The sequence below is a fragment of the Hoeflea ulvae genome (assembly GCF_026619435.1).
Classification (GTDB): Bacteria; Pseudomonadota; Alphaproteobacteria; order Rhizobiales; family Rhizobiaceae; genus Hoeflea; species Hoeflea ulvae.
The window spans coordinates 1501332-1523052 of the sequence record NZ_JAOVZQ010000001.1 but is presented as its reverse complement, the minus strand read 5'-3'; the positions used below and the strand labels follow the sequence as shown (position 1 = coordinate 1523052).

Sequence of the window (21721 nt, the reverse complement as noted above, 5' to 3'; positions counted from 1 at the left end):
GCTATGGGATTCACACTCGGCGTTGACATCGGCACCTTCGAAAGCAAGGGCGTTCTGGTTGCCGATGACGGCCGCATCGTCGCCCAGTGCCGCGCGCGCCCACGAGATGATCGTGCCGCGCCCGGGCTGGGCGGAGCACCGCGCCGAGGAAGACTGGTGGGGCGACTTTGTCTTCATCACCCGCAAGCTGATTGCCGAAAGCGGCGTCGACCCCGCCGAGATCCGCGCCATCGCCACATCGGCCATCGGACCCTGCATGCTCCCGGTGGATGCCGATGGCGCGCCGCTGAGCAATGGCGTGCTCTACGGCGTCGACACCCGCGCTGCGCGCGAAATCCACGATCTCAATGCGGAGATCGGCAAGGACACGATCCTTGCCCGCTGCGGCAATGCGCTGACCTCGCAATCTGTCGGCCCCAAGATACTCTGGTTCAAGCGCAACCATCCGGAGCTGTGGGAGAAGACGGCAAGGATCCTGTCCTCGACCAGCTATCTTACCTTCCGGCTGACCGGCGCCTATGCGATCGATCATTACACCGCCGCCAATTTCTCGCCGCTCTATGACATAACCGAGCAGGACTGGTGCGATGACCTCGCCGATTTCTGCCCGCCCGCGATGCTGCCTGAACTGATGTGGTCAACCGAGATTGCCGGCCATGTCACCCGGGAGGCTGCCGCTGAAACCGGCCTCGCCGCAGGCACGCCGGTCACCTGCGGCACCATCGACGCAGCAGCCGAAGCGGTCAGCGTCGGGGTCAGGCATTCAGGCGACATGATGATGATGTATGGCTCGACCATTTTCATCATCCTGCTGTCGGACCAGCCGCTGTCCGATCCGCGGCTGTGGCACGCGCCCTGGCTTTTCCCGGGCGAACATGCGGCAATGGCCGGTCTTGCGACATCCGGCACATTGACCCACTGGTTCCGCGATCATTTTGCCCGCGAGCTTGAGCGCGACAGCGCCTTCGCCGTGCTGACCAGCGAAGCCCTGGCCTCGCCGCCGGGCGCAAAGGGGCTTATCTGCCTGCCCTATTTTTCGGGCGAGCGCACGCCGATCCATGACAGCCATGCCAAGGGCAGCTTCTTCGGGCTCGACCTGACCCATGACCGCGGCGACATGTACCGATCAGTCCTCGAAGGCATTGCATCGGCGACACGGCACATCGCCGAAACCTATGCCGAAGCCGGACAACGGCCGGCCCGAGTGCTCGCAGTCGGCGGCGGCACCAAGAACCGGCCATGGCTCCAGGCGACTTCCGATCTCACCGGGCTTGACCAGATCGTCTGCGCCGTCACCACCGGCGCGTCCTATGGCGACGCATTCCTGGCAGCCCTTGCCGTGGGCAGCGCCGAGGCCGGAGACATGGCAGCCTGGAATCCGCCCGGCGAAGTGGTCGAAGCCAAAAGCCATGCCGCCTATGACCGGCAATATCCCCTGTTCCTGAAGCTCTATGAGCAGACGAAGGACATCATGGCAGCACTGGATCCCGAAGCATGACCGAATTCCGGAAAGCACTGTCGGAAATCGGGGCCGTGGTCGAGGCGATTGATCCGGCAGAGATAGAGCATGCCGCCGCCATGATCGGATCGGCGAGCACGATCGTCGCCTATGGATGCGGCCGCGAGAGCCTTCAGATCCAGGGGCTGACCATGCGGCTGTTTCATCTCGGCCTGAACGCCGCGACGCAAGGCGCCATGACCACGCCGCCGCTTGGCAAGGGTGATCTGTTTCTGTGCTCTGCGGGTCCCGGCGAACTCTCGACCGTCACGGCGCTGATGCGGGTGGCCAAGGAAGCGGGGGCAAGAATCCTGTTCCTGACCGCGGAACCGGACTGCGAAAGCGCCGGGCTTGCCGATCTGGTTCTGACCATTCCGGCGCAGACCATGGCGCGCGACATCGGCGGCGCTTCGGTCCTGCCGATGGGCTCGGCCTATGAGGGCGCGCTGTTCGTGTTGTTCGAAATCCTGGTGCTCAAGCTCAAGGATCAGCTCGGCGAAACCACCGAAAGCATGCGGGCACGCCACACCAACATGGAATGAGGGTCTCGCAGCCGGCGGGCGCCGGTGCCCTGATGCGTGTTACTTCACGGCACCCGCTGCCATTCCCTTGATGATGTAGCGCTCGAGCAGAATGCCGATGACGATCAGCGGCAGGATCGCCGCAAAGGACAGCGCCGCCATCGACCACCAGCTGATGCCCTGGCTGCCGGTCTGGCTCGCCACCATCACCGGAAGCGTGTTGGCGTGGGTGGAAGTCAGCAGGGCTGCGAAAAAATACTCGTTCCAGGTCAGCACCAGCGACAGGATGAAGGCCGCGACCATGCCGGGCAGCGCAATCGGCAGCACGATGGTGGCAAAGGCGCCCCAGATCGACAGTCCGTCGACCAGTGCGGCCTCTTCGAGTTCCTTGGGAATGCCGGCGAACTGGTCGCGCATGATCCAGATGACGATCGGCAGCACGGTGAGCGTGTAGAGCAGGATCAGGCCGATGCGGGTGTCAAGCAGCGCCAATGATTTGTAGAGCACCAGAAAGGGCAGCGCCAACACCACCGGCGGCAGGATCAGCTGGCTCAGAAAAAAGAACGAGATGTCCGAATTGCGCATGAAGCCGAAACGGTAGGAAAAGCGCGAGAGGCCGTAGGCTGCGAGCGATCCCAGGAACACCGCCAGCGCCGAGGCCGACAGCGAGGTGATCACCGAATTGTAGAAACGCTTGACGAATTCCTCACGCACCGTGGATTCCGCCCAGATCGTGTCGGGGGAAAAGCCGAGCGAGCGCCAGCCAAGCCATTTCGGCTGGTAGTCCCAATACGGGATGAGATGCCCCCGCATCACGTCCGGAGCCATCTTGAATGATGTTGTGATCGTCCAGTAGATCGGAAACAGGCAGATGATTGCCCACAGGATCAGCGCGGCATAGACCGCAAACCGGCCCGAGAACCATTTCGCCTTGTGGGCGAAATCATCGGGGCTGTCATGAAATATCTGCTGGCTCATCTGTGCTTTCCGATCAATAACGCGGCCGCGCCCAGCGGTCGGTCAGCTTCATGAGGATCGTGATCGCGATCACGATGACCACCAGATAGACCATTGCCAGCAATGTGCCGTAGCCGACATTGGAGCGGTCGCGGTATTCGCGGAAGATGAAGCTGGTGACGCTGTCGGTGGCGCCGCCCGGACCGCCGGAGGTCACATTGATGATGATGTCGGCGAGCTTGAGCTTGAAGATGATGCGGATCAGGATCACCGTGATCGAAACCGGCAGCATCAGCGGGAATGTGACTTCCCAAAAACCCCGCCAGGCGCGTGCGCCATCAACCCTGGCGGCTTCCTGGATGTCCTTGGGGATGGCCTGAAGGCCTGCCAGAATCATGATCATCATGAAGGGGATATAGGTCCAGGCGTCCATCACCATGATGGTCAGACGGGCCATTTCGGGCGAGCCGAAAAACGACGGCGAGTCCCATCCCAATTCGCGCGCCAGCCGCGCCAGCGGACCGAACCGGACTTCCATCATTGATTTGCCGATCATCCAGCTTACCGCAACCGGCGACAGCATAAGCGGCATCAGGAAAGCGACGCGGAAGAATTTGCGGGCGCGGATCTGCGAATTGAGCAAGAGCGCAAGGCCGAAGGCGATGGCGTATTCGACGATGATAGCGAGCGTGTAGCGCACCATATTGGCCAGCGCATTCCAGTAGAAGTCGTCGGTCCACATCTGGCGTAGATTGTCCAGGCCGTTGAAGGTGCGGCCGGTCGGCGAGGAAAGGTTCCAGTCCGAAAACGCGATCACCAGCCCGAACAGCAGCGGGAACACCACCATGGATATCACGAACAGCGCCGCAGGCAGGACGAACAGGACACGTTTGCCCCGTTCGCCGCGGATCAGAACCTGGCCCCAGCACAGGCAGATCGCCCAGAGCACATAGGCATAGAGCGTCGGCCGCCAGGTGGAGAAGCCGAAATCCGCATAGCCGGTTTCCTGCAGGGTCTGGAAAAGGGCAACCACTGCCAGAATGCCGGCGGAGCCCCATATGATGGCGCGGCCGATCGCAATCCTCCGGTCGGAGAGATTGTCGGTGGTGACAACGTGAAGGAAATCGCCTTGCTCGGCCAAATCTGCGCATCCCGGATTGAAAACGGACGCCGGCAGGGTTTTCCGCCGGCGTCCAGATCAGAGTGTCGGGCCTACATGCCCAGCGACGCCTTGTAGAGCGCTATCTGGCTTTCCCGGCCGATCTGGTCGGTGATCTTCTCCCAGGCGGCAGCGATGGCATCGGCGGTTTCCTGGGCGGAGGCATATTGCCCGGCAAAGCCCTTGGCCAGTTCGTCCTCGGCCACCGAGTAATACTGGAAGATGCCCGGAATGCGCGGTTCAATCGCCGAGTTCGGGTGATTGTAGCTGTCCGCGTTGGAGCCGAGGTAATCCTCGACAAAGGCGCGGTCATAACCGGCCTCTTCCCATTCCTCGTAGTTGAAGTGGCTGTTGCGGTAGGGCTGGAAGCCCGACGGATAGGCCGATGTCCACAAGGACAGGTCCTTGCCGCCGAGATGCGCCGCAGCAGACCAAGCGGCCTTGTGCTTCTTCTCGTCGCCATCGACACGGGCCATGACGTAAACGCCCCAGCCGATATAGGCCATGTTGGGCGCTTCATTGGCCGTGGCTTCCCATTCGCCGGTCTTGGAGTTGTAGACCTCGTCCGAGCCCGGCAGGATGTCGAACCCGACAACATCGCCGACGACAGAGGTGTCGGAGGTGCGGGCCGAAGAGCCGACATCGCCCCACCAGGTCAGCATCGAGCCGGTGCCTGCCAGGAACTGCGAGAACGCAGTCGTGCCCGGATCGGCGTTGATCTGGTCGGCAGGATAGGCGCCGTCGACCGCAATCAGGTCCATCACGTCCTGAATGGCGCGGACGAAGGCAGGGTTGTTGACCCGCGGCTTCATCGTGTCCGCATCAAACAGCCATGCCGGATCATCGGGATGCTTGGCATAGGCGGTGGCGCGGTCTTCAAGGAAGTAGAAGCCGAAGCCGCCCCAGCCCTTGAGCGGGTCAAGGAAGCCATGGGCTTCAAGTCCGGTGAGCGGATCTTCCTTGCCGGCCAGGAATTTCGAATGCGCCTGCACATCCTTCCAGGTGCGGGGAACACTCCACTCGCCCTCGCCGCCAGACTCTTTCCAGGCTGCGGCGAAATCGGCGTTCTCGTAGTAGTCCTTGCGATAGGCGAAGGTGTGGCAATCGCCATCAATGGAGACACGGTAGGTCTTGCCGTCCCAGGTGCCGACAGGCGCCTGCAGGTAGCTCACATAGTCGTCCATGTCGATCTGGGTCTTTACCCAGTCCGGCATTTCCGAGGCCAGGCCCTTGCCGCAGACATCGCCTTCGAACGGCGCGCCCATTTCTATAAGGTCGAAATCCACGGTGCCGGTGGCGATCGACTGCTGCAGACGGGCGTTGTAATCGGCCTGGGCCAGATCGATCCAGTTGATCTTCGCGCCGGTATAGGCTTCCCATGGCTTCAGGAAGCCGCGGAACAGGAAATTGTGAAGGTTCTGGTTATTCAGCCCCATGAAGGTCAGTTCAACGCCTTCGAACTCGCCTTCGGCGACATTGGCCCTGGTCGCTGCCAGACACATTTCTCCGACCTTCTGCCAATCGGCGTCGGTCGGTGATCCGGCGCCAACGCCGGGGATCTTCAGGATGGCGGCGCGGACATCGTCCTGCGCGCCGGCATGTTTGGTACCAAGACCTCCCACTGCAGCGAGACTGCCGACGGCAGCAGCACCCTGCAGCAGCCGGCGACGGCTCATCGCCACCCGTACCGCGTGTTCAAACAATTCGACTTTCATAAATTCCTCCCAAGATTGCCCGCCTCCTCAAGCGGTCCGGTCCTGGGAATTCGACCAACCCGACAGGTCGCTGATCGCAAGTATTTCCCAACGCCCGGGTCCGGTTTTTCCGGACAAGATTGAAAACATTTCAGCCTTCCGCAGAGCTGTCAAGTATCTAACATGTTGGCATGTCTACATGATGGACAGCGGCTTTTCGGTGCGCTACCACTTGCCAACGATACGAAAAAGCAAAGAATGCGGGGGGCGGCATGGCGGATGTCAGGATCGAGAAACTCTACAAGGCCTATGGGGCGGTAGAGGTCATCCACGGCGTCGACATCGATATTCCGGACGGACGTTTCGTCGTTCTTGTCGGCCCCTCCGGCTGCGGCAAGTCAACACTGTTGAGAATGCTCGCCGGACTTGAAGGCATTACCGCCGGCACGATCAATATTGGCGGCCGGGTGGTCAACAACCTGCCGCCGGCCGAACGCAATATCGCCATGGTATTCCAGAACTACGCGCTCTACCCGCACAAGACGGTGGCGGCGAATATGGGATTTGCGCTGAAGATGCAGCGCATGCCGAAGCCGGAAATCGACCAGCGGGTCGCCACGGCTGCGGAGATCCTCGGGCTCAAGCCCTATCTCGACCGCTACCCGCGCGAGCTCTCCGGCGGCCAGCGCCAGCGCGTCGCCATGGGCCGGGCGATCGTGCGCGAACCGCAGGTGTTTCTCTTTGACGAACCGCTGTCCAATCTCGACGCCAAGCTCAGGGTGCAGATGCGCGCAGAAATCCGCGAATTGCACCAGCGGCTGGGGACCACAACTGTCTATGTCACCCACGACCAGATCGAGGCCATGACCATGGCCGACCAGATCGTGGTCATGCGCGACGGCCATATTTCCCAGCAAGGCTCGCCGCTCGAGCTCTACGACCGGCCGGACAATGTCTTTGTCGCAGGCTTCATCGGCTCGCCGTCGATGAATCTGATCGAGGGTGTCGCCGGGCACAATGGCACCAGCCAGACCGTGGAAGCCCAGGGCGTGTCCCTGCTCGCGCCGGAGCGCGCCGGGCTGGAAGCGGGCCGCAAGGTGATCCTGGGCATCCGGCCGGAACATCTCGAACTCGACGACACCGGCTTCGAGGCCAAGGTCGCCGTGGTCGAGCCGACCGGATCGGAAACCCATGTGGTGCTGCGCGCCGCAGGCCAGGAAATCATCGCCGTGTTCCGGGACCGTCATGCCTTCCGGCCGGGCGACGTGATCCGGCTCAAGCCACGCCCCGAAATGGTGCACATGTTTGACGCAGATACCGGATTGCGGCTGAACTGACCCGGCTTCAGGCCGCACATTGAAGGTCGGATGGCGCGGGCAGAGGGCGCCGGACGACATTGCATGGAGGAGGATAGCATGCTCAAGGGACTGGACTCCAGACTGAATGCCGAGGTGCTCTACGCACTGCGCGCCATGGGCCATGGCGATACGCTGATCATTGCCGACACCAATTTTCCGTCCGATTCGATCGCCCGGCAGACGGTGGTCGGCGATTTGCTGCGGATGGACAACCTGACCGCTGCAGAAGCCGTCGAAGCCGTACTTTCGGTGCTGCCGCTCGACACTTTCGTCGATGATTTTGCCGGCCGGATGGAGATCGTCGGCAGCCCTGACGAAGTGCCGCCGGTGCAGGCGGAAGTGCAGAGCGCCATCGATGCCGCCGAAGGGCAACCCCGGCCGATGGTCAGCATCGAACGTTTCGCCTTCTACGACATGGCCAAGCAGGCCTATGCGGTGATCCAGACCGGAGAACGACGGTTCTATGGCTGCTTCATGTTCCGCAAGGGCGTGATCCCGCCGCAGGAGTAGGGGACCATCATGTCAAAGGTTGTCATTCTCGGCGTGTTTGTGGCCGACACCGCCTATCGCGCAGCCCGGGCGCCGCGGATGGGCGAGACCATCATGGGTGAGAGTTTTGCGCTCGGACCGGGCGGCAAGGGTTCCAACCAGGCTGTCGCATCCGCCAAGGCCGGGGCGGAAACCCATTTCATCACCCGGCTCGGACGCGATACCTTTGCCGACATGGCGCTCAAGACCTGGGCCGATGCCGGCGTCACCCCCGTCATCACCCAGCACGAGGACGGCTACACGGGCGCGGCCTATATCTTTGTCGAGGCGGCGACCGGCAACAATGCGATCATTGTCTGCCCGGGCGTGGCCGGGTCGATCTGTCCGGCAGACATCGATGCCCGCGCTGACCTGATCGGCAATGCCGCAGTCTTCGTCACCCAGCTCGAACAGCCGATGGACGCAGCAATGCGCGCCCTGCAGATTGCCCGCGAGGGCGGCGCGACCACCATCCTCAACCCTGCCCCGGCAGCCACCTTGCCCGACGGCATGCTGGCGCTGTGCGACTATGTCACCCCCAACGAAACCGAAGCCGAAGCGCTGACCGGGATTGCCGTGACCGGCCTTGAAGACGCCACCAGGGCGGCGGCAAGACTGACTGAAATGGGGGCCCGGGCGGTGGTGATCACGCTGGGCGAAAACGGCGCGCTTTATTACGGCGCCGGACAGAATGTTCATGTGCCGGCCTTCAATGCCGGTCCGGTGGCGGAAACCACCGGCGCCGGCGATGCCTTCAATGGCGGATTTGCGGCGGCACTGGCAACCGGCATGGAACCGGTTGATGCGGTCAGATTCGGCTGCGCCACCGCGTCGATTTCGGTGACCCGGCCAGGGACTGCGCCCTCCATGCCATCGCTGTCGGAAATCAAGGCGCTCCTGGCGCGCAACTGACCGGCGGCGCCAGACGCTTGAAGAATGCCTGATCTGCCGGAAAGTCCGGATCACCGGCAGATCCGCAACCAAAACCGGTCTCGGTCGTTTTCCTTTCATTGCAAAACCCGAGAAAGGATCCGAACCCATGTCCGAATTCCCCACCCAGCCGGCGGTCGGCGCGATCAGCGACCCGGTCTCGACGGAACAGCCGGCCGGCAAGCTGCAAATCTACCGGCTCGAACCCAACACCCGGCCCGACGACCCGCGATGGGACAATGCCCCCAATCACGGCGCCGTCCGGGTGCGGGCCTTCTCGCCCGCCGACGCCCGCATCGTTGCGGCCGAGGCCGAAGTCGATTTTCTCGACATCGACGCCAAGCCCGGTGACGGGACGACCACGGATTTCGCCAGCGCCTTTCGAGACGACAAGCTCTACCACGTCACTCTGGAAGAAGAAGGCGATGTTCCGGGCGAACGCGGGCTGATCCGGGACGCCTGATCGCCCTCTCGCTCCGGCCCGGAAAACCGGGTCCCATACCAAAAGAGCCCGCCGATATGGCGGGCTCTTTCACGTCAAAGGTCTTTTGACCTAGCCGAGTTTTTCCTCGCGCTCCCAGAAGCGCAGGTCGCGGCACATCTCTACGAATGCCTTGCCGTCATCGGTCTGCGACAGCTGCTTGCATCCGGCATCGAGATCGGCCCAGACGCCGGCCTTTTCAAGCAGCGGCTGCGCTTGCTGCGAATAGCCGATGAACTTGCAATGGGAGAAGGCATCGGCGGCAAAATCGCGGGCGGGCGGCATTTTCGCAAGCTCCGATCCTCCCTCTTCCGACGCCAGGATGACAACGGCGTCATACAGCAGCGACGGTCCACCATCGATCTTCTCGTCAGCCTCGATCCAGGTGCCATCGCTGGCCTCGACACCGCCAACCTGCGGCGCGATGAACGCGATTTGCGCGCCTTCACTTTCCATCGCACTCTTGAGCGCGGTCACGAGATCGATATCGACACCGTCGGTGACCAGCGCCCCGAGCTTGCGGCCCTTGAAGCTGTCCGGACCATTGAGAACGATCGACAGTTTCTCGGAGACCTTGAGGTCCATGATCGTCGGGCGCGCCGCATCGGCTGGTTCCGGCATCGACTTGAGCCGCAGGCCTTTCGCAACCTTGGCTGCGAGATCCTGGTCCACATTAAGCAGATGCGAGACCATGCGCTCGCGGATCGCTGCCGTCTGAACCTTTGACAATTCGAAGACGAAGGCATCGGCGATGTGACCCTGCTCAACCTTTGTCTGCGACAGGTAGAACTGCCGGGCCTGGCTGTAGTGGTCGGCAAAGGTTTCGGACCTGTGGCGACCCTTGGCACCTTCCAGTTCCTCGGGATAGGACTGGAAACCCTTCTCCGGGTTCTCGCGCGGTCCGCCGTCCTTGCCCCAGGAATTGGGCTCGTAATTGGCCCGGCCCTTGGGATTCTGGAAGGCCATGTGTCCATCCTGCTGGAAATGATGGAACGGACAGCGCGGGGCGTTGATCGGCAGATGGTTGAAATTGGTCGATCCGAGCCGGCTCAACTGCGTGTCGAGATAGGAGAAATTGCGTCCCTGCAGCAGCGGATCGTTGGTGAAATCGATGCCGGGGACCAGGTTGCCGGTCTGGAAGGCCACCTGCTCGGTCTCGGCGAAGAAATTGTCGACGCAACGGTCGAGCACCATGCGGCCGACGATCCTGATCGGCACCTGCTCTTCGGGAATGATCTTGGTCGCGTCAAGCACGTCGAACTCGAACTCTTCGGCGAATTTCTCGTCAAAGACCTGCAGGCCCAGTTCCCATTCCGGATAGTCGCCCATCTTGATGGCGTCCCACATGTCGCGGCGGTGGAAATCCGGGTCGGCGCCATTGAGCTTCAGCGCCTCGTTCCAGACGACCGACTGCAGCCCCTGCTTGGGCTTCCAGTGGAACTTGACGAAGCTCGACTTGCCTTCGGCATTGACCATCCGGAAGGTGTGGACGCCAAAGCCCTCCATGAAGCGGAAAGAGCGCGGAATGGTGCGGTCGGACATGATCCACAGCGCCATGTTGATCGATTCCGGCGTCAGCGAGATGAAGTCCCAGAAATTGTCATGCGCGGTCTGCGCCTGAGGGAAGCCGCGATCGGGCTCCTGCTTGGCCGCGTGGATCAGGTCGGGAAACTTGATCGCATCCTGGATGAAGAACACCGGGATATTGTTGCCAACCAGATCCCAATTGCCTTCCTTTGTGTAGAATTTCACCGCAAAGCCGCGCACATCGCGCGCCAGATCCGCCGAGCCCTTGTTGCCGGCCACCGTCGAGAAGCGGACAAACAGTTCTGTCTTTTCGCCCGCGCGCTGAAAGATATCGGCGCGGGTAATGTCAGAAAGCGATTCATAGGTCTCGAAATAGCCATGCGCGCCAAAGCCGCGGGCATGGACAACGCGCTCGGGAATGCGCTCGTGATCGAAATGAAAGATCTTTTCGCGGAAATGCTGGTCTTCGATGAGTGTGGGACCGCGCTGACCGGCCTTGAGTGAATTCTGGTCGTCGGCAACCGGGGTCCCCTGCTGGGTGGTGAGGGTCGGTATGTCTCCGCCTGCCGTCTGGTGCAGTTCTCCGCCGGTTCCGCGCAGGACCTTCTGATCACCGATGCTGACCGTCTCCGGTCGGCTGCTCTTGCTGTTCGCCATATCGCTCTCCAATTGCTGCTGGACAATGGAAGTGGCCGTCGCACCGCGCGGTACGCCCGTGCCAAACATCCAGAACGGAGAACGCCGGTCCGGGAGCATGGTTCCAGAATTTGAAGAAACAGAATTGTCTACGGACCGGTCTTGTAGCCCGGCTCAGAACGCGCGCCCATCAGGCTCGATTCAGGCGGGCTGGTGATTCCGCCCTGTGCACAGATCCGCGCAAGTCAGCATCACTCGGCGTCGTAGCGTTTCTCGATGACGCCGAAATCGCTGGATTTCTCGTGTGCCTCGGCGATGGTGACACCCTCGGCCTGAAGACCGCGGCGCAACAGCTCGCGAACCGCGGATGCGCGGCTTGGCATGCGCTGTGTGAATCGCCAGTCATCGATGGCGGCGAGTTCTTCCGGCGACACCATGATCTGCAAGCGTTCATTTCTTTCACGGTACATTTCAGAAGTCCCGGCTACCTGGTCGATGGCTCTATGTTAGTAAGTGACCCACATTTTTCAAGTGGCCAATTCTTAGTTACAATTGCATTGTGCACTCACTGCACAAGCGTGGCCTTTCTATGGTCGGCTTTTCATATAACCATGTACTCCGACTGCACTGCTCATCCAGCAATTGAGGTGCCGCCGCGACACCCATTGAAGGAGTACACAATGCATACGAGTCCGAAAATTCTTGTTGTCACCGACGAGCCCATGCTGACGGTGAACTTGCTGTCAGAGCTTGAGGATCGCGGCTTCGCCGTTGAGCCGATGCGGCCGGGCGAGCATCGGAATTGCTCCCATTCCGGCATTGATGCCGCAATTTTCGACCTTCATCATCCCGATGAGGTCTCGCTGATGTTCGCGTCGAAGCTGCGCCGATCGGCGATTCCGCTGGTGACGCTCGGAGGTTGCGTGCCTTCCAATTCGGTGCGTATTGCCGGTGCCCGCAACTTCCTGTCCAGACCGATCAACTATGACAGCCTGGCGGAATTGCTTTGCGAGCTGATCAGCCAGTCACAGACAATCGCGCCGCAAAATGTCGTCGCATTCCAGCGTCCCGAAGCCATGAGCGCCGAGGAGCGTTAGAACCGCCTGTTCAGGCGTTGCGGGGCAGATCGGAGCGATGCTGCCGGGCGCGCAACCGCGGCGCCAGCATCCAGGCGATCGGGGCTGTGGCCGCAAATCCGGCCAGAATCACTGCCGGAAGCAGATATTTGGCGTGTTCGGCAAGCGCCGGGATCGACAGGACTGCGATAGCGCCGAAGCCGAACAGCACCGCGTTGACGGGCAGCGCGATCAGGGCGGCAATGGATGTACGGGTCCGCATGACGTTCTCCTTCGTTCCTTTGACAAACGCCGGACCGGCGATCTGGTTCCGCTGATCCGGCTGGCTACTGGGCCGGAAGCTGATCGAGTACATCCTCAAGGTGAATCGGGAATTTCCGTACACGCACGCCGGTTGCCTCATAGATGGCATTGGCAATGGCCGGACCCGCGCCGCAGATTCCCAGTTCGCCGATGCCCTTGCTGCCCAACGGATTGGAATGCTCGGAGAAACCATCCAGCATGTGGACTTCCAGATCCGGTACATCGCGGTTGACGGCGATATGGTATTCGGCGAAATCGCGGTTCATGAAGCTGCCGTAACGGTCATCCATCTGGGTTTCCTCCAGCAGTGCGCCGCCGATGCCAAAGATCATTCCACCCATCAGCTGCGAGCGTGCGGTCTTGATGTTGAGGATCCGCCCGGCGTCGAACACACCCAGCAGACGGCGGACGCGGAGTTCGCCCGTGTCTGCATCGACCTCGACCTCGGCGAATTGCACGCCATAGGAATATTCGGCCTTGCCATTTGCATAGTCATCGGGATCGACAGAGCCTTCAACGCTCAGCCCGTCGGCGTCAAGAATATCTGCGAGCGCAATGTCGCGGTCGCCGACAGCGATCCTGTCACCCTTGATTGTGAAATCATTGGCGGCGACGCCGGCCTGGGCCAGACGCTCGCCCAGTGCACTCTTCAACGAATTGCAGGCCGCAAACAGCGCCGAACCGGAGCTAGCCGCACCGAATGAACCACCCGAGCCGGAGGTTTCGGGAAAGCTGCTGTCGCCGAGTTCGACCGTGATGCGGTCGGCGGGGATGGACAGGGTTTCCGCCGCGATCTGGGTCAGGATGGTGTAGGTTCCGGTGCCGATGTCGGTCATGTCGAGCCGGGCCGTCAGCCTGCCATCGGGCAAAAGCCGGACCTCGGCGCTAGACGGGTTGAGCGTATTGGGGCGAATCGCCACCGCCATTCCCTGACCGATCAGCTTGCGGCCGTCCCGCCGGCTGCCCGGCGTCACTCGGCCCGACCAGCCGAATTTCTCGGCGCCGGTCCTGATGCATTCGACCAGACGCCTGTCGGCAAAGGCGTCGCCACTGGACGGGTCGGCTTCGGGCTCGTTGAGCACCCGGAATTCGACCGGATCGATGCCGCATTTTTCCGCCAGCTCGTCAATTGCCGTTTCGAAGGTCAGGGTTCCGATTGCCTCTCCCGGGGCGCGCATGCTGTCGACCTTGGGGATGTCGGCCTTGACCACCCGGTGGATGGTGTGGATCGCGTCTGCGGCGTAGCTGGCCCGGGTCGGCGACGCCGGCGCTTCTGCGAAGGGATAGTTGCGGGCCATGCCTGCCAGCGAGTAATGCCGGATGGCCTTCAGCTTCCCGTCCCGGCTGGCGCCGAGCTTGAGCTCCTGAAGATGGCGCGAACGGTGCGGCCCGTTGGAAAAGACATTGCGCCGGGTTTGTGCAACGCGCACGGGACGTCCACAGGCAATCGCTCCGAGGGCTGCGAGGATGGCTTCATTGTGCACGCCGAGCTTCGAGCCGAACCCGCCGCCGGTAAAGGGCGAGATGATCCGGACATTCTCTTCGTCGATGCCCAGCGTGTTGGCAAAGGCCGACACGGCGGAGGCAATGATCTGGATCGCCATGTGGATGGTCAGTTTGCCGTTTTTCCATTGCGCCACCGTCACATGCGGCTCCATGGCTGCGGAGTGCTGGGCGCCGGTGAAATAGCTGGCTTCGACAGAAATATCCGAGGCGGAAAACGCCGCATCGAAATCACCGTCATGCGTGTCGACCTCGTCCAGGCCGTCAACGCTTTCGGGCTTTTCTTCCTTGTCGCGGTGATCGAGCGGGTTGTAGACGCCCTCGGTGCTTTCGATCTTGATCTCGACCAGGCTTGCCGCATGGCGTGCCTGCTCGAGCGTGCCGGCGATGACAAGAGCCACCGGCTCGCCGAAATGGCGCACCTGGTCATTTTCCAGAACCGCATGCGACTGGGTGAAGCGGCCTTCTTCCTCAGGCGTGCCATAGGGTTTCTGGGCCGGGGCATTGCGGTGGGTCAGAACGGTGATCACGCCTTCGGCGCGCTCCGCAGCCGTCGTGTCAAGCCTGGTGATCCGGCCAGGACCGGCGGGGGCTTCAACGATGTAGCCTTCGGCGATGCCGCCTTCGATCCGGTGATCGCCGGCATATTCCGCCGTGCCCGTGACCTTGGCCGGGCCGTCGACGCGGTTCAGCGCGTCACCGATGAGGGTGTTGGTCGAAGTTTGCATCTCAGTTTTCTCCCAGCCCGGTAAGCTCTTTCAGCATCGAGACAACGACACGCGGCGCCAGGGCCATCTTGAAATCATTGTGTCCATAACCGCTGGCATCGGCCATTTCGCGCTTCATGGCCTGCATGAACAGCGCCGCATCGGGCGCCTTGCCTTCAAGGGCGGCCTCGGCGCGGGTGGCGCGCCAGGGCTTGTGCGCCACGCCGCCAAGACCGATCCGGAGATTGCGCATCTCGCCGTCGTCGATGTCCAGAACCACTGCCGCCGACACCACGGCAAAGGCATAGGAGGCACGGTCTCGAACCTTCCTGTAGGCCTGACGTCGGGGAGGCGTGCCGGGCAGTTCGACTGCGACGATCAGTTCGCCGTCCTCCAATACGTGGTCGAGATCAGGCCGGTCGCCCGGCAGCCGATGCAGATCGGCAACCGGAATGCGGCGCTCGGCGCCATCGGCATTGCGCGTGTGCACCACCGCATCAAGTGCGACCATTGCCACGGCCATGTCGGAGGGATGAACGGCAATGCAGTGCTCGCTGGCGCCGAGGATGGCGTGAAACCGGTTGAGGCCATTCAGGGCGTCGCAGCCGCTGCCCGGTTCGCGCTTGTTGCAGGCGCGCGTGGTGTCATAGAAATACTGGCACCGGGTCCGCTGCAGCAGGTTGCCGCCGGTGGTGGCCTTGTTGCGCAACTGCTGGGTAGCCCCCGACAGCAGGGCCGAGGACAGCACGCTGTAGCGGCTGCGGATCAGCGGATCGGCGGCAAGATTGGTGTTGCTGACCTGCGAGCCGATGACGACGGCACCGTCGCGCTCTTCGATTCGGTCCATGCCGGCGCGGGTGACATCGACCAGCATGTCGGGCGTTTCGATCTGGTGTTTCATCAGATCGATCAGATTGGTTCCGCCACCGAGAAACCGGCCATTTGCAATGGTGGCGAGATGCTGCGGGCTTTCGAGACGGCTGTATTCGAACGGTTTCATTGCTGCTCTCCCGCGACGCTATCGATCGCCTCGACGATGTTGTTATAGGCGCCGCAGCGGCACAGATTGCCGCTCATCCGCTCGCGGATTTCGTCTGCCGTCAGCGTCACCGGGCCATCGCCGGTTACCGTGCTGGGCAAACCTTCCTTGATTTCATCGATCAGGGCCGCCGCGGAACAAAGCTGCCCCGAGGTGCAGAATCCGCACTGAAAAGCGTCCTTTTCGATAAAGGCCTGCTGCAGCGGATGCAGATCCTGGCCATCGGCCAGACCTTCGACCGTGGTGACCTGGTCGCCCTCGTGGGTCAGCGCCAGGGACAGGCAGGAATTGATCCTCCGTCCGTTGACGATCATCGTGCAGGCTCCGCACTGGCCGTGGTCGCACCCCTTCTTGGGGCCTTTGAGGTTGAGTGTTTCGCGGACCAGATCGAGCAGCGTCCGGCGCGGATCGACCTCGACATCATGAGCCGTGCCATTGACTGTCAGGTGTAACGGATACAAGGCGGATCTCCCTCGGCGGACAAACAGGACACCGGCAAATCCGCCGGCAAGTGTCTCCTAAACCGCACGAAGGCCCGGATCGTTCCGCCCGGGCTCGAGTTTTTTTGCAAATTGGTGATCGCCCGGGGCCAGGGTGGCCGGACATTCGCCCATCGAATGAGGTCTGATCTGCGCCTAAAGAGGCGGTTTGCAGAGCCTGAAACACATCCGCGGCATACAGGACTTCCGGTACCGGGTGCTGCATCAAGGCAATTCATGACTGCCCCGGCATTGAGCTCAGGCGGCGTCCGCTATGCCGCCGAGGAACACGCGGATGGCGAGCTCGAGTCGGCTTTCATAGGCCTGCTGACGTTCGCAGGCGGTCTGGGATGTGACCAGATGCTCGAGCACATTGCCATGCGCCATGTCCGCCAGAAGACGGGCGGCGGCCGCGGTATCGCCGATCCGGAGCTCGCCGCGGGCCACTGACCGGTCGAGTTCCTCGCGCACCATGGCGTAAAGCGCATGCGGCCCTTCCTGCATGAACTCAGCGGCGAGCTCGGGTTGCCTCCCGGCTTCGGTGATGACTGCGCGCAAGATCGCCAGCGGGAGCGGGTCGGTGAATTTTTCACCGGTCGGCGTCATCAGCAGGCGCAGCCGTTCGGCGAGCGGCAGATCGAATTCGCACGGCGCAAGCGGGCGGGTCAGCTTGTTGTGCATGCGGCGGATGATGGAGGCAAACAGCGCCGAACGGCTTTCGAACACTTCGTAAAGGGTGCGCTTGGACATGCTGGCTTCATGTGCGATCGCCGTCATCGATGCTGCCGCAAGCCCCTGGGCCACGATCACCCTTTCCGCTGCGTCGATGATGATCGCTTCGCGTTCGGAAACATCGAGCTGTCGCGGCCTTCCCGGCCCCCGCTGGCTATCACAAAATGTTGACAACAATCGCTCCTTTCCATGTTCGCATCTGCAGCAATGCGCTTGCTTAAAGTAAAAAAGCAATTATAAAACCCGCTGGTTTCCAAATTAGTTGCTGCGGACGCGTTCGCCAAGCGCCACTTCCGATACACCGGAGATATTCGATGCGGTTCACGCCCCACATTCTGTACACGTTCCTGGCCGTCGCCATGACGGCATCCGTCGCCGCCGCGCAGCAGCAGGAACGCCCGCCGACCCCGGTCACAGTCGTCACGGTGGAGGCGCAGACCGTCACGGTGACGTCGACGCTTCCCGGTCGCGTGGTCGCTTCGGGCGTTGCGGAAGTTCGTCCGCAGGTCAACGGCATCATCATCGAACGGCTTTTCGAGGAAGGCTCGAAAGTCGAGGAGGGCGATGTCCTCTACCGCATCGATCCGGCCACCTACGAGGCGCAGGTCGTGGCCGCCGAGGCAGCCGTCAACCAGGCCCAGGTCAATCTGGATTCGGCCAATCGCGAGCTCGAACGCATGGAGAAGCTGCGCAAGAGCAATGTTGCCAGCGAGCAATCCGTTGATACGGCCGTCACCACGCGTGATTCCGCCGATGCGGCGCTGCAGGTTGCCCAGGCACAATTGCTGGCCGCCAATATCGATCTCGACCGCACCACCATCCGCGCTCAGATCTCCGGCGCCATCGGCTTTTCGCTGACCACCCAGGGCGCGCTGGTCATTTCCGGGCAGAGCAATCCGCTGGCCGTGATCCGCAAGCTCGACCCGGTCTATGTCGATGTTGCCCAGTCGGCCGCCGATCTCATCCGCTGGAAGCGCAAGGGCCCCAAGGCTGCAGGTGCGAATGTCGACACCAAGGTCAAGCTGACCCTGGCCGACCGCACCGCTTACGACCAGACCGGCGAACTGACCGCGGCTGAACCGCATGTCGATGAACTCACCGGTGTGGTGACATTGCGCCTGCAGTTCTCCAACCCGGACGAGATGCTGCTGCCGGGCATGTATGTCCAGGTCGAGATGCCGCAGGGCGTCATCGACAATGCGGTGCTTGTCCCGCAGGAAGGCGTGTCGCGCGACCGTCGCGGCAATCCGACCGCCATGGTCGTCACGCCCGACAATGTCGTGGAACAGCGCACCCTCGAAGTCGTCAGCGACAGCGGGTCCGACTGGATCGTCTCGGAAGGTGTCGAGGCCGGCGACAAGGTGATTGTCGAAGGCTTCCAGAAGATTGCCGTCGGCGCCAAAGTCGCCCCCGAAGAACGCGCCGAAGACCCGGCACAGAACTGACCTTGCGGAGATCGACATGGCACGCTTTTTTATCGACAGGCCGATTTTTGCCTGGGTGATCGCGATCATCATCATGGGGGCAGGTGTGCTCTCCATCCAGATCCTGCCGATCGCGCAATATCCGCAGATCGCGCCGCCGACGATCTCGATCAATGCCAGCTATCCCGGCGCTTCGGCCCAGACCATCGCCAACACGGTGACGCAGGTCATCGAGCAGCGGCTGACCGGACTTGACGGGCTGCGCTATTTCTCGTCGAGTTCGACCTCGGCAGGAACCGCGTCGATCACGCTCACCTTCGAGACAGGCATCGATCCCGACATCGCCCAGGTCCAGGTGCAGAACAAGCTGTCGCAAGCCACATCGCTGTTGCCCGAAACGGTGCAGCGCCAAGGTGTGACGGTGCAGAAATCCTCGGCCAGCTTCATGATGGTGATCGGCCTGATTTCGGAGGATGGCGCGCTCGACCAGACCGACCTTTCCGACTATCTCAACACCAATCTGGTCGACGAGTTCAGCCGCCTCGAGGGTGTCGGCGAAGTCCAGGTGTTCGGCGCCAAATACGCCATGCGCATCTGGCTCGACCCGGTCAAGCTTGCGGCCTACGGCCTGGCGCCAAGCGATGTGCTGAACGCGGTTTCGACTGAGAATGCGCAGATTTCCGCCGGCGCCTTCGGCACCTTGCCGTCGGTTGAAGGCCAGCAGCTCAATGCCACCATCACCGCGCAGTCGCTGTTGACGACGCCGGAGGATTTCGAGGGTATCGTGGTCCGCGCCGCAACCGATGGCGGCCTCGTGCTGCTCAAGGATGTGGCCCGCGTCGAAATCGGATCCGAAAACTATTCCACGATTGCGCGCTACAACGGCAATCCGGCCACCGGCATGGCCATCCGCCTTGCCGCCGGCGCCAATGCGCTTGATACCGCTGAACTGGTGAAATCGAAGATCGAGGAGGCCTCGGCCTTCTTCCCCGAAGGCGTGTCCTATGTCGTGCCCTACGACACCACGCCCTTTGTCGAGATCTCGATCGAGGAAGTGGTCAAGACGCTGATCGAGGCCATCGTGCTGGTCTTCTTCGTCATGCTGGTCTTCCTGCAGAATTTCCGCGCCACGCTGATCCCGACGCTGGCCGTGCCGGTGGTGCTGCTGGGAACCTTCGGCATTCTGGCGCTGTTCGGATTCTCCATCAACACGCTGACCATGCTGGGCATGGTGCTGGCCATCGGACTTCTGGTCGATGACGCCATCGTGGTTGTGGAAAATGTCGAGCGCATCATGGAGGAAGAAGGTCTCAGTCCGCGCGAGGCCACCCGCAAATCGATGGGCCAGATCACCGGCGCCCTGATCGGCATCGCGCTGGTGCTGTCGGCGGTGTATGTGCCCATGGCCTTCTTCGGCGGCTCCACCGGCGTCATCTATCAGCAGTTCTCGATCACCATCGTGTCGGCCATGGCGCTCTCCGTGCTGGTTGCCCTGACGCTGACGCCTGCGCTGTGCGCGACGCTGCTGACGGCCAAGTCGGCGCACCATGAAAAGAAGGGGCCTGCCGGCTGGTTCAACCGCAATTTCGACCGGATCACCGGCGGCTATGGCAGCACAGTGGGCTGGATCGTCCGCCGCCCGTTCCGCGTCGGCGTGATCTACCTGGCGCTTGTCGGCCTGATGGCCTGGAGCTTCATCCAGACACCGACCGCCTTTCTGCCCGACGAGGACCAGGGCATCCTGCTGGCGCTGATCCAGGCGCCGACCGGCGCCACCGCCGGACGCACCCAGAAGGTTCTCGAACAGGTTGAAAACCACTTCCTGGTCAATGAGAAGGACAATGTCGAATCGGTGTTCGGCGTGGTCGGCTTCTCGTTCTCCGGTCAGGGCCAGAACATGGGTCTCGCCTTCGTACGCCTCAAAGACTGGTCGGAGCGGACAGAGCCGGGACAAAGCGCGCAGGCAATCGCCGGTCGCGCCTTCCCCGCCTTCATGGGCATCAAGGATGCGATGGCCTTCCCGATCGTGCCGCCATCTGTCCCCGAACTCGGCATCATGAGCGGCTTCGACTTCTACCTCGAGGCCCGCAACGGCCAATCGCACGAGGAATTGCTGGCTGCGCGCAACCAGCTGCTCGGCATGGCCGCGCAGAGCCCGCTGATTGCTTCGGCGCGGCCTTCCGGTCTCGAAGACGCCTCGCAATATCACCTCGACATCGACTGGCGCGCAGCCGGCGCAATGGGCGTCAACGCCACCAATGTCGCGCAGCTCCTGCAGGTCGCCTGGGCCGGAACCTATGTCAACGACTTCATCGACCGCGACCGGATCAAGCGCGTCTACATCCAGGGTGAGGCCGATGCGCGCGCCCTGCCCTCGGACATCTCGAAATGGAAGGTACGCAATGCCAGCGGCGGGCTGGTTCCATTTGCCAATTTCGCCGAAGGCAGCTGGACCTTCGGTCCGCAGGGCCTCAACCGCTACAATGCGGTCAACTCGATGCAGGTCCAGGGATCTCCCGCGGCCGGCGTGACCACCGGCGAAGCCATGGCCGAAATCGAACAGCTCGCCGCGCAGCTGCCCGGCTTCGGCGTATCCTGGACGGGATTGTCGCTGGAAGAGCGGGAATCGGGCAACCAGGCGCCCTTGCTCTATGCCCTGTCCCTGGCAGCCGTGTTCCTGTGTCTTGCCGCGCTCTATGAAAGCTGGTCGATCCCGTTTGCCGTCATGCTCGCCATGCCGGTGGGCATCCTCGGCGCGCTGTTGTGGACCCTTTTCGGCGGTTACCAGAACGGCGTGTTCTTCCAGGTGGGCCTGCTCACCGTCGTCGGCCTGACCGGCAAGAACGCGATTCTGATCGTGGAGTTCGCGCGTGAACGCTACGAGGCGGGAGAGCCTCTGTTCGATGCGGTGCGGGAGGCGGCACAACAGCGTTTCCGCCCGATCATCATGACCTCGATGGCCTTTTCCCTTGGCGTGTTGCCGCTGGTCATCAGCACCGGCGCCGGCTCCGGCGGCCGCAATGCCATCGGCACCAGCGTGCTTGGCGGAACCATCTCCGGCACGGTTCTCGGCATCCTGTTCGTGCCGCTGTTCTTCGTGCTGGTTACGCGCCGCCGCAAGTCCAAGCAGGAAGAGGTCAAGGCGCCGACCGAAGTCTGATCGCGGTTT

Annotated in this window: 19 protein-coding genes; 9 read left to right on the top strand and 10 right to left on the bottom strand. The window is 62.2% G+C overall.

Annotated elements, in window-relative coordinates; translation table 11 throughout:
* Positions 1-64 precede the first annotated feature (64 nt).
* Together OEG82_RS07065 and OEG82_RS07060 are read left to right on the top strand one after the other, a co-directional pair.
* Positions 65-1498: an FGGY-family carbohydrate kinase gene (locus OEG82_RS07065; protein ID WP_267611727.1), complete on the top strand. Its 1434-nt coding sequence runs from the start codon at positions 65-67 to the stop codon at positions 1496-1498.
* Positions 1495-2040, top strand: a complete 546-nt coding sequence (locus OEG82_RS07060; RefSeq protein ID WP_267611726.1) for a phosphoheptose isomerase family protein — start codon at positions 1495-1497, stop codon at positions 2038-2040. Before OEG82_RS07065 ends, OEG82_RS07060 begins: the two co-directional genes overlap by 4 nt.
* A gap of 39 nt (positions 2041-2079) precedes the next feature.
* On the opposite strand, the gene OEG82_RS07055 is transcribed toward OEG82_RS07060, so the two are convergent.
* From OEG82_RS07055 to OEG82_RS07045, 3 genes are all read right to left on the bottom strand, one after another.
* Positions 2080-2997, bottom strand: coding sequence for a carbohydrate ABC transporter permease (locus OEG82_RS07055; protein ID WP_267611725.1), 918 nt, complete (start codon positions 2995-2997; stop codon positions 2080-2082).
* A gap of 13 nt (positions 2998-3010) precedes the next feature.
* Positions 3011-4117, bottom strand: coding sequence for a carbohydrate ABC transporter permease (locus tag OEG82_RS07050; RefSeq protein WP_267611724.1), 1107 nt, complete (start codon positions 4115-4117; stop codon positions 3011-3013).
* A gap of 71 nt (positions 4118-4188) precedes the next feature.
* Positions 4189-5850 (bottom strand): type 2 periplasmic-binding domain-containing protein, encoded by a 1662-nt coding sequence (locus OEG82_RS07045; protein ID WP_267611723.1) that lies wholly within the window; start codon positions 5848-5850, stop codon positions 4189-4191.
* Positions 5851-6101: 251 nt separating this feature from the next.
* Between OEG82_RS07045 and OEG82_RS07040 the strand changes: the two genes are divergently transcribed.
* From OEG82_RS07040 to OEG82_RS07025, 4 genes are all read left to right on the top strand, one after another.
* Positions 6102-7166 (top strand): ABC transporter ATP-binding protein, encoded by a 1065-nt coding sequence (locus tag OEG82_RS07040; RefSeq protein ID WP_267611722.1) that lies wholly within the window; start codon positions 6102-6104, stop codon positions 7164-7166.
* A 78-nt stretch (positions 7167-7244) separates the two neighbouring features.
* Entirely contained in the window at positions 7245-7697 is a 453-nt protein-coding gene (locus tag OEG82_RS07035) for an RbsD/FucU family protein (RefSeq protein WP_267611721.1), read from the top strand.
* Between the two features lie 9 nt (positions 7698-7706).
* A complete protein-coding gene (gene rbsK, locus OEG82_RS07030; RefSeq protein ID WP_267611720.1) occupies positions 7707-8627 on the top strand; it encodes a ribokinase in 921 nt (306 codons plus the stop codon).
* Between the two features lie 127 nt (positions 8628-8754).
* Positions 8755-9108: a hypothetical protein gene (locus OEG82_RS07025; protein WP_267611719.1), complete on the top strand. Its 354-nt coding sequence runs from the start codon at positions 8755-8757 to the stop codon at positions 9106-9108.
* Between the two features lie 90 nt (positions 9109-9198).
* Here OEG82_RS07025 and OEG82_RS07020 read toward each other — a convergent pair whose 3' ends face one another.
* Complete coding sequence (locus OEG82_RS07020) at positions 9199-11310, bottom strand: catalase (protein WP_267611718.1); 2112 nt, start codon at positions 11308-11310, stop codon at positions 9199-9201.
* A 230-nt stretch (positions 11311-11540) separates the two neighbouring features.
* Positions 11541-11759 (bottom strand): hypothetical protein, encoded by a 219-nt coding sequence (locus tag OEG82_RS07015; protein WP_267611717.1) that lies wholly within the window; start codon positions 11757-11759, stop codon positions 11541-11543.
* A 210-nt stretch (positions 11760-11969) separates the two neighbouring features.
* Between OEG82_RS07015 and OEG82_RS07010 the strand changes: the two genes are divergently transcribed.
* Complete coding sequence (locus tag OEG82_RS07010; protein WP_267611716.1) at positions 11970-12386, top strand: response regulator; 417 nt, start codon at positions 11970-11972, stop codon at positions 12384-12386.
* Positions 12387-12396: 10 nt separating this feature from the next.
* Here the strand turns inward: OEG82_RS07010 and OEG82_RS07005 are convergent, their stop codons facing one another.
* From OEG82_RS07005 to OEG82_RS06985, 5 genes are all read right to left on the bottom strand, one after another.
* Entirely contained in the window at positions 12397-12627 is a 231-nt protein-coding gene (locus OEG82_RS07005; RefSeq protein WP_267611715.1) for a hypothetical protein, read from the bottom strand.
* Positions 12628-12691: 64 nt separating this feature from the next.
* Positions 12692-14899 carry a xanthine dehydrogenase family protein molybdopterin-binding subunit gene (locus tag OEG82_RS07000; RefSeq protein ID WP_267611714.1) on the bottom strand — a complete coding sequence of 736 codons (2208 nt, stop codon included), beginning with the start codon at positions 14897-14899 and terminating at the stop codon, positions 12692-12694.
* A 1-nt stretch (position 14900) separates the two neighbouring features.
* A complete protein-coding gene (locus OEG82_RS06995) occupies positions 14901-15878 on the bottom strand; it encodes an FAD binding domain-containing protein (RefSeq protein WP_267611713.1) in 978 nt (325 codons plus the stop codon).
* Positions 15875-16405, bottom strand: a complete 531-nt coding sequence (locus OEG82_RS06990) for a 2Fe-2S iron-sulfur cluster-binding protein (RefSeq protein ID WP_267614888.1) — start codon at positions 16403-16405, stop codon at positions 15875-15877. Before OEG82_RS06990 ends, OEG82_RS06995 begins: the two co-directional genes overlap by 4 nt.
* Before the next feature lie 249 nt (positions 16406-16654).
* Positions 16655-17302: a TetR/AcrR family transcriptional regulator gene (locus OEG82_RS06985; RefSeq protein WP_267611712.1), complete on the bottom strand. Its 648-nt coding sequence runs from the start codon at positions 17300-17302 to the stop codon at positions 16655-16657.
* A gap of 140 nt (positions 17303-17442) precedes the next feature.
* Between OEG82_RS06985 and OEG82_RS06980 the strand changes: the two genes are divergently transcribed.
* Both OEG82_RS06980 and OEG82_RS06975 read left to right on the top strand, forming a co-directional pair.
* Positions 17443-18573 (top strand): efflux RND transporter periplasmic adaptor subunit, encoded by a 1131-nt coding sequence (locus OEG82_RS06980; RefSeq protein WP_267611711.1) that lies wholly within the window; start codon positions 17443-17445, stop codon positions 18571-18573.
* Positions 18574-18589: 16 nt separating this feature from the next.
* Positions 18590-21712 carry an efflux RND transporter permease subunit gene (locus OEG82_RS06975; RefSeq protein ID WP_267611710.1) on the top strand — a complete coding sequence of 1041 codons (3123 nt, stop codon included), beginning with the start codon at positions 18590-18592 and terminating at the stop codon, positions 21710-21712.
* Positions 21713-21721 lie beyond the last annotated feature (9 nt).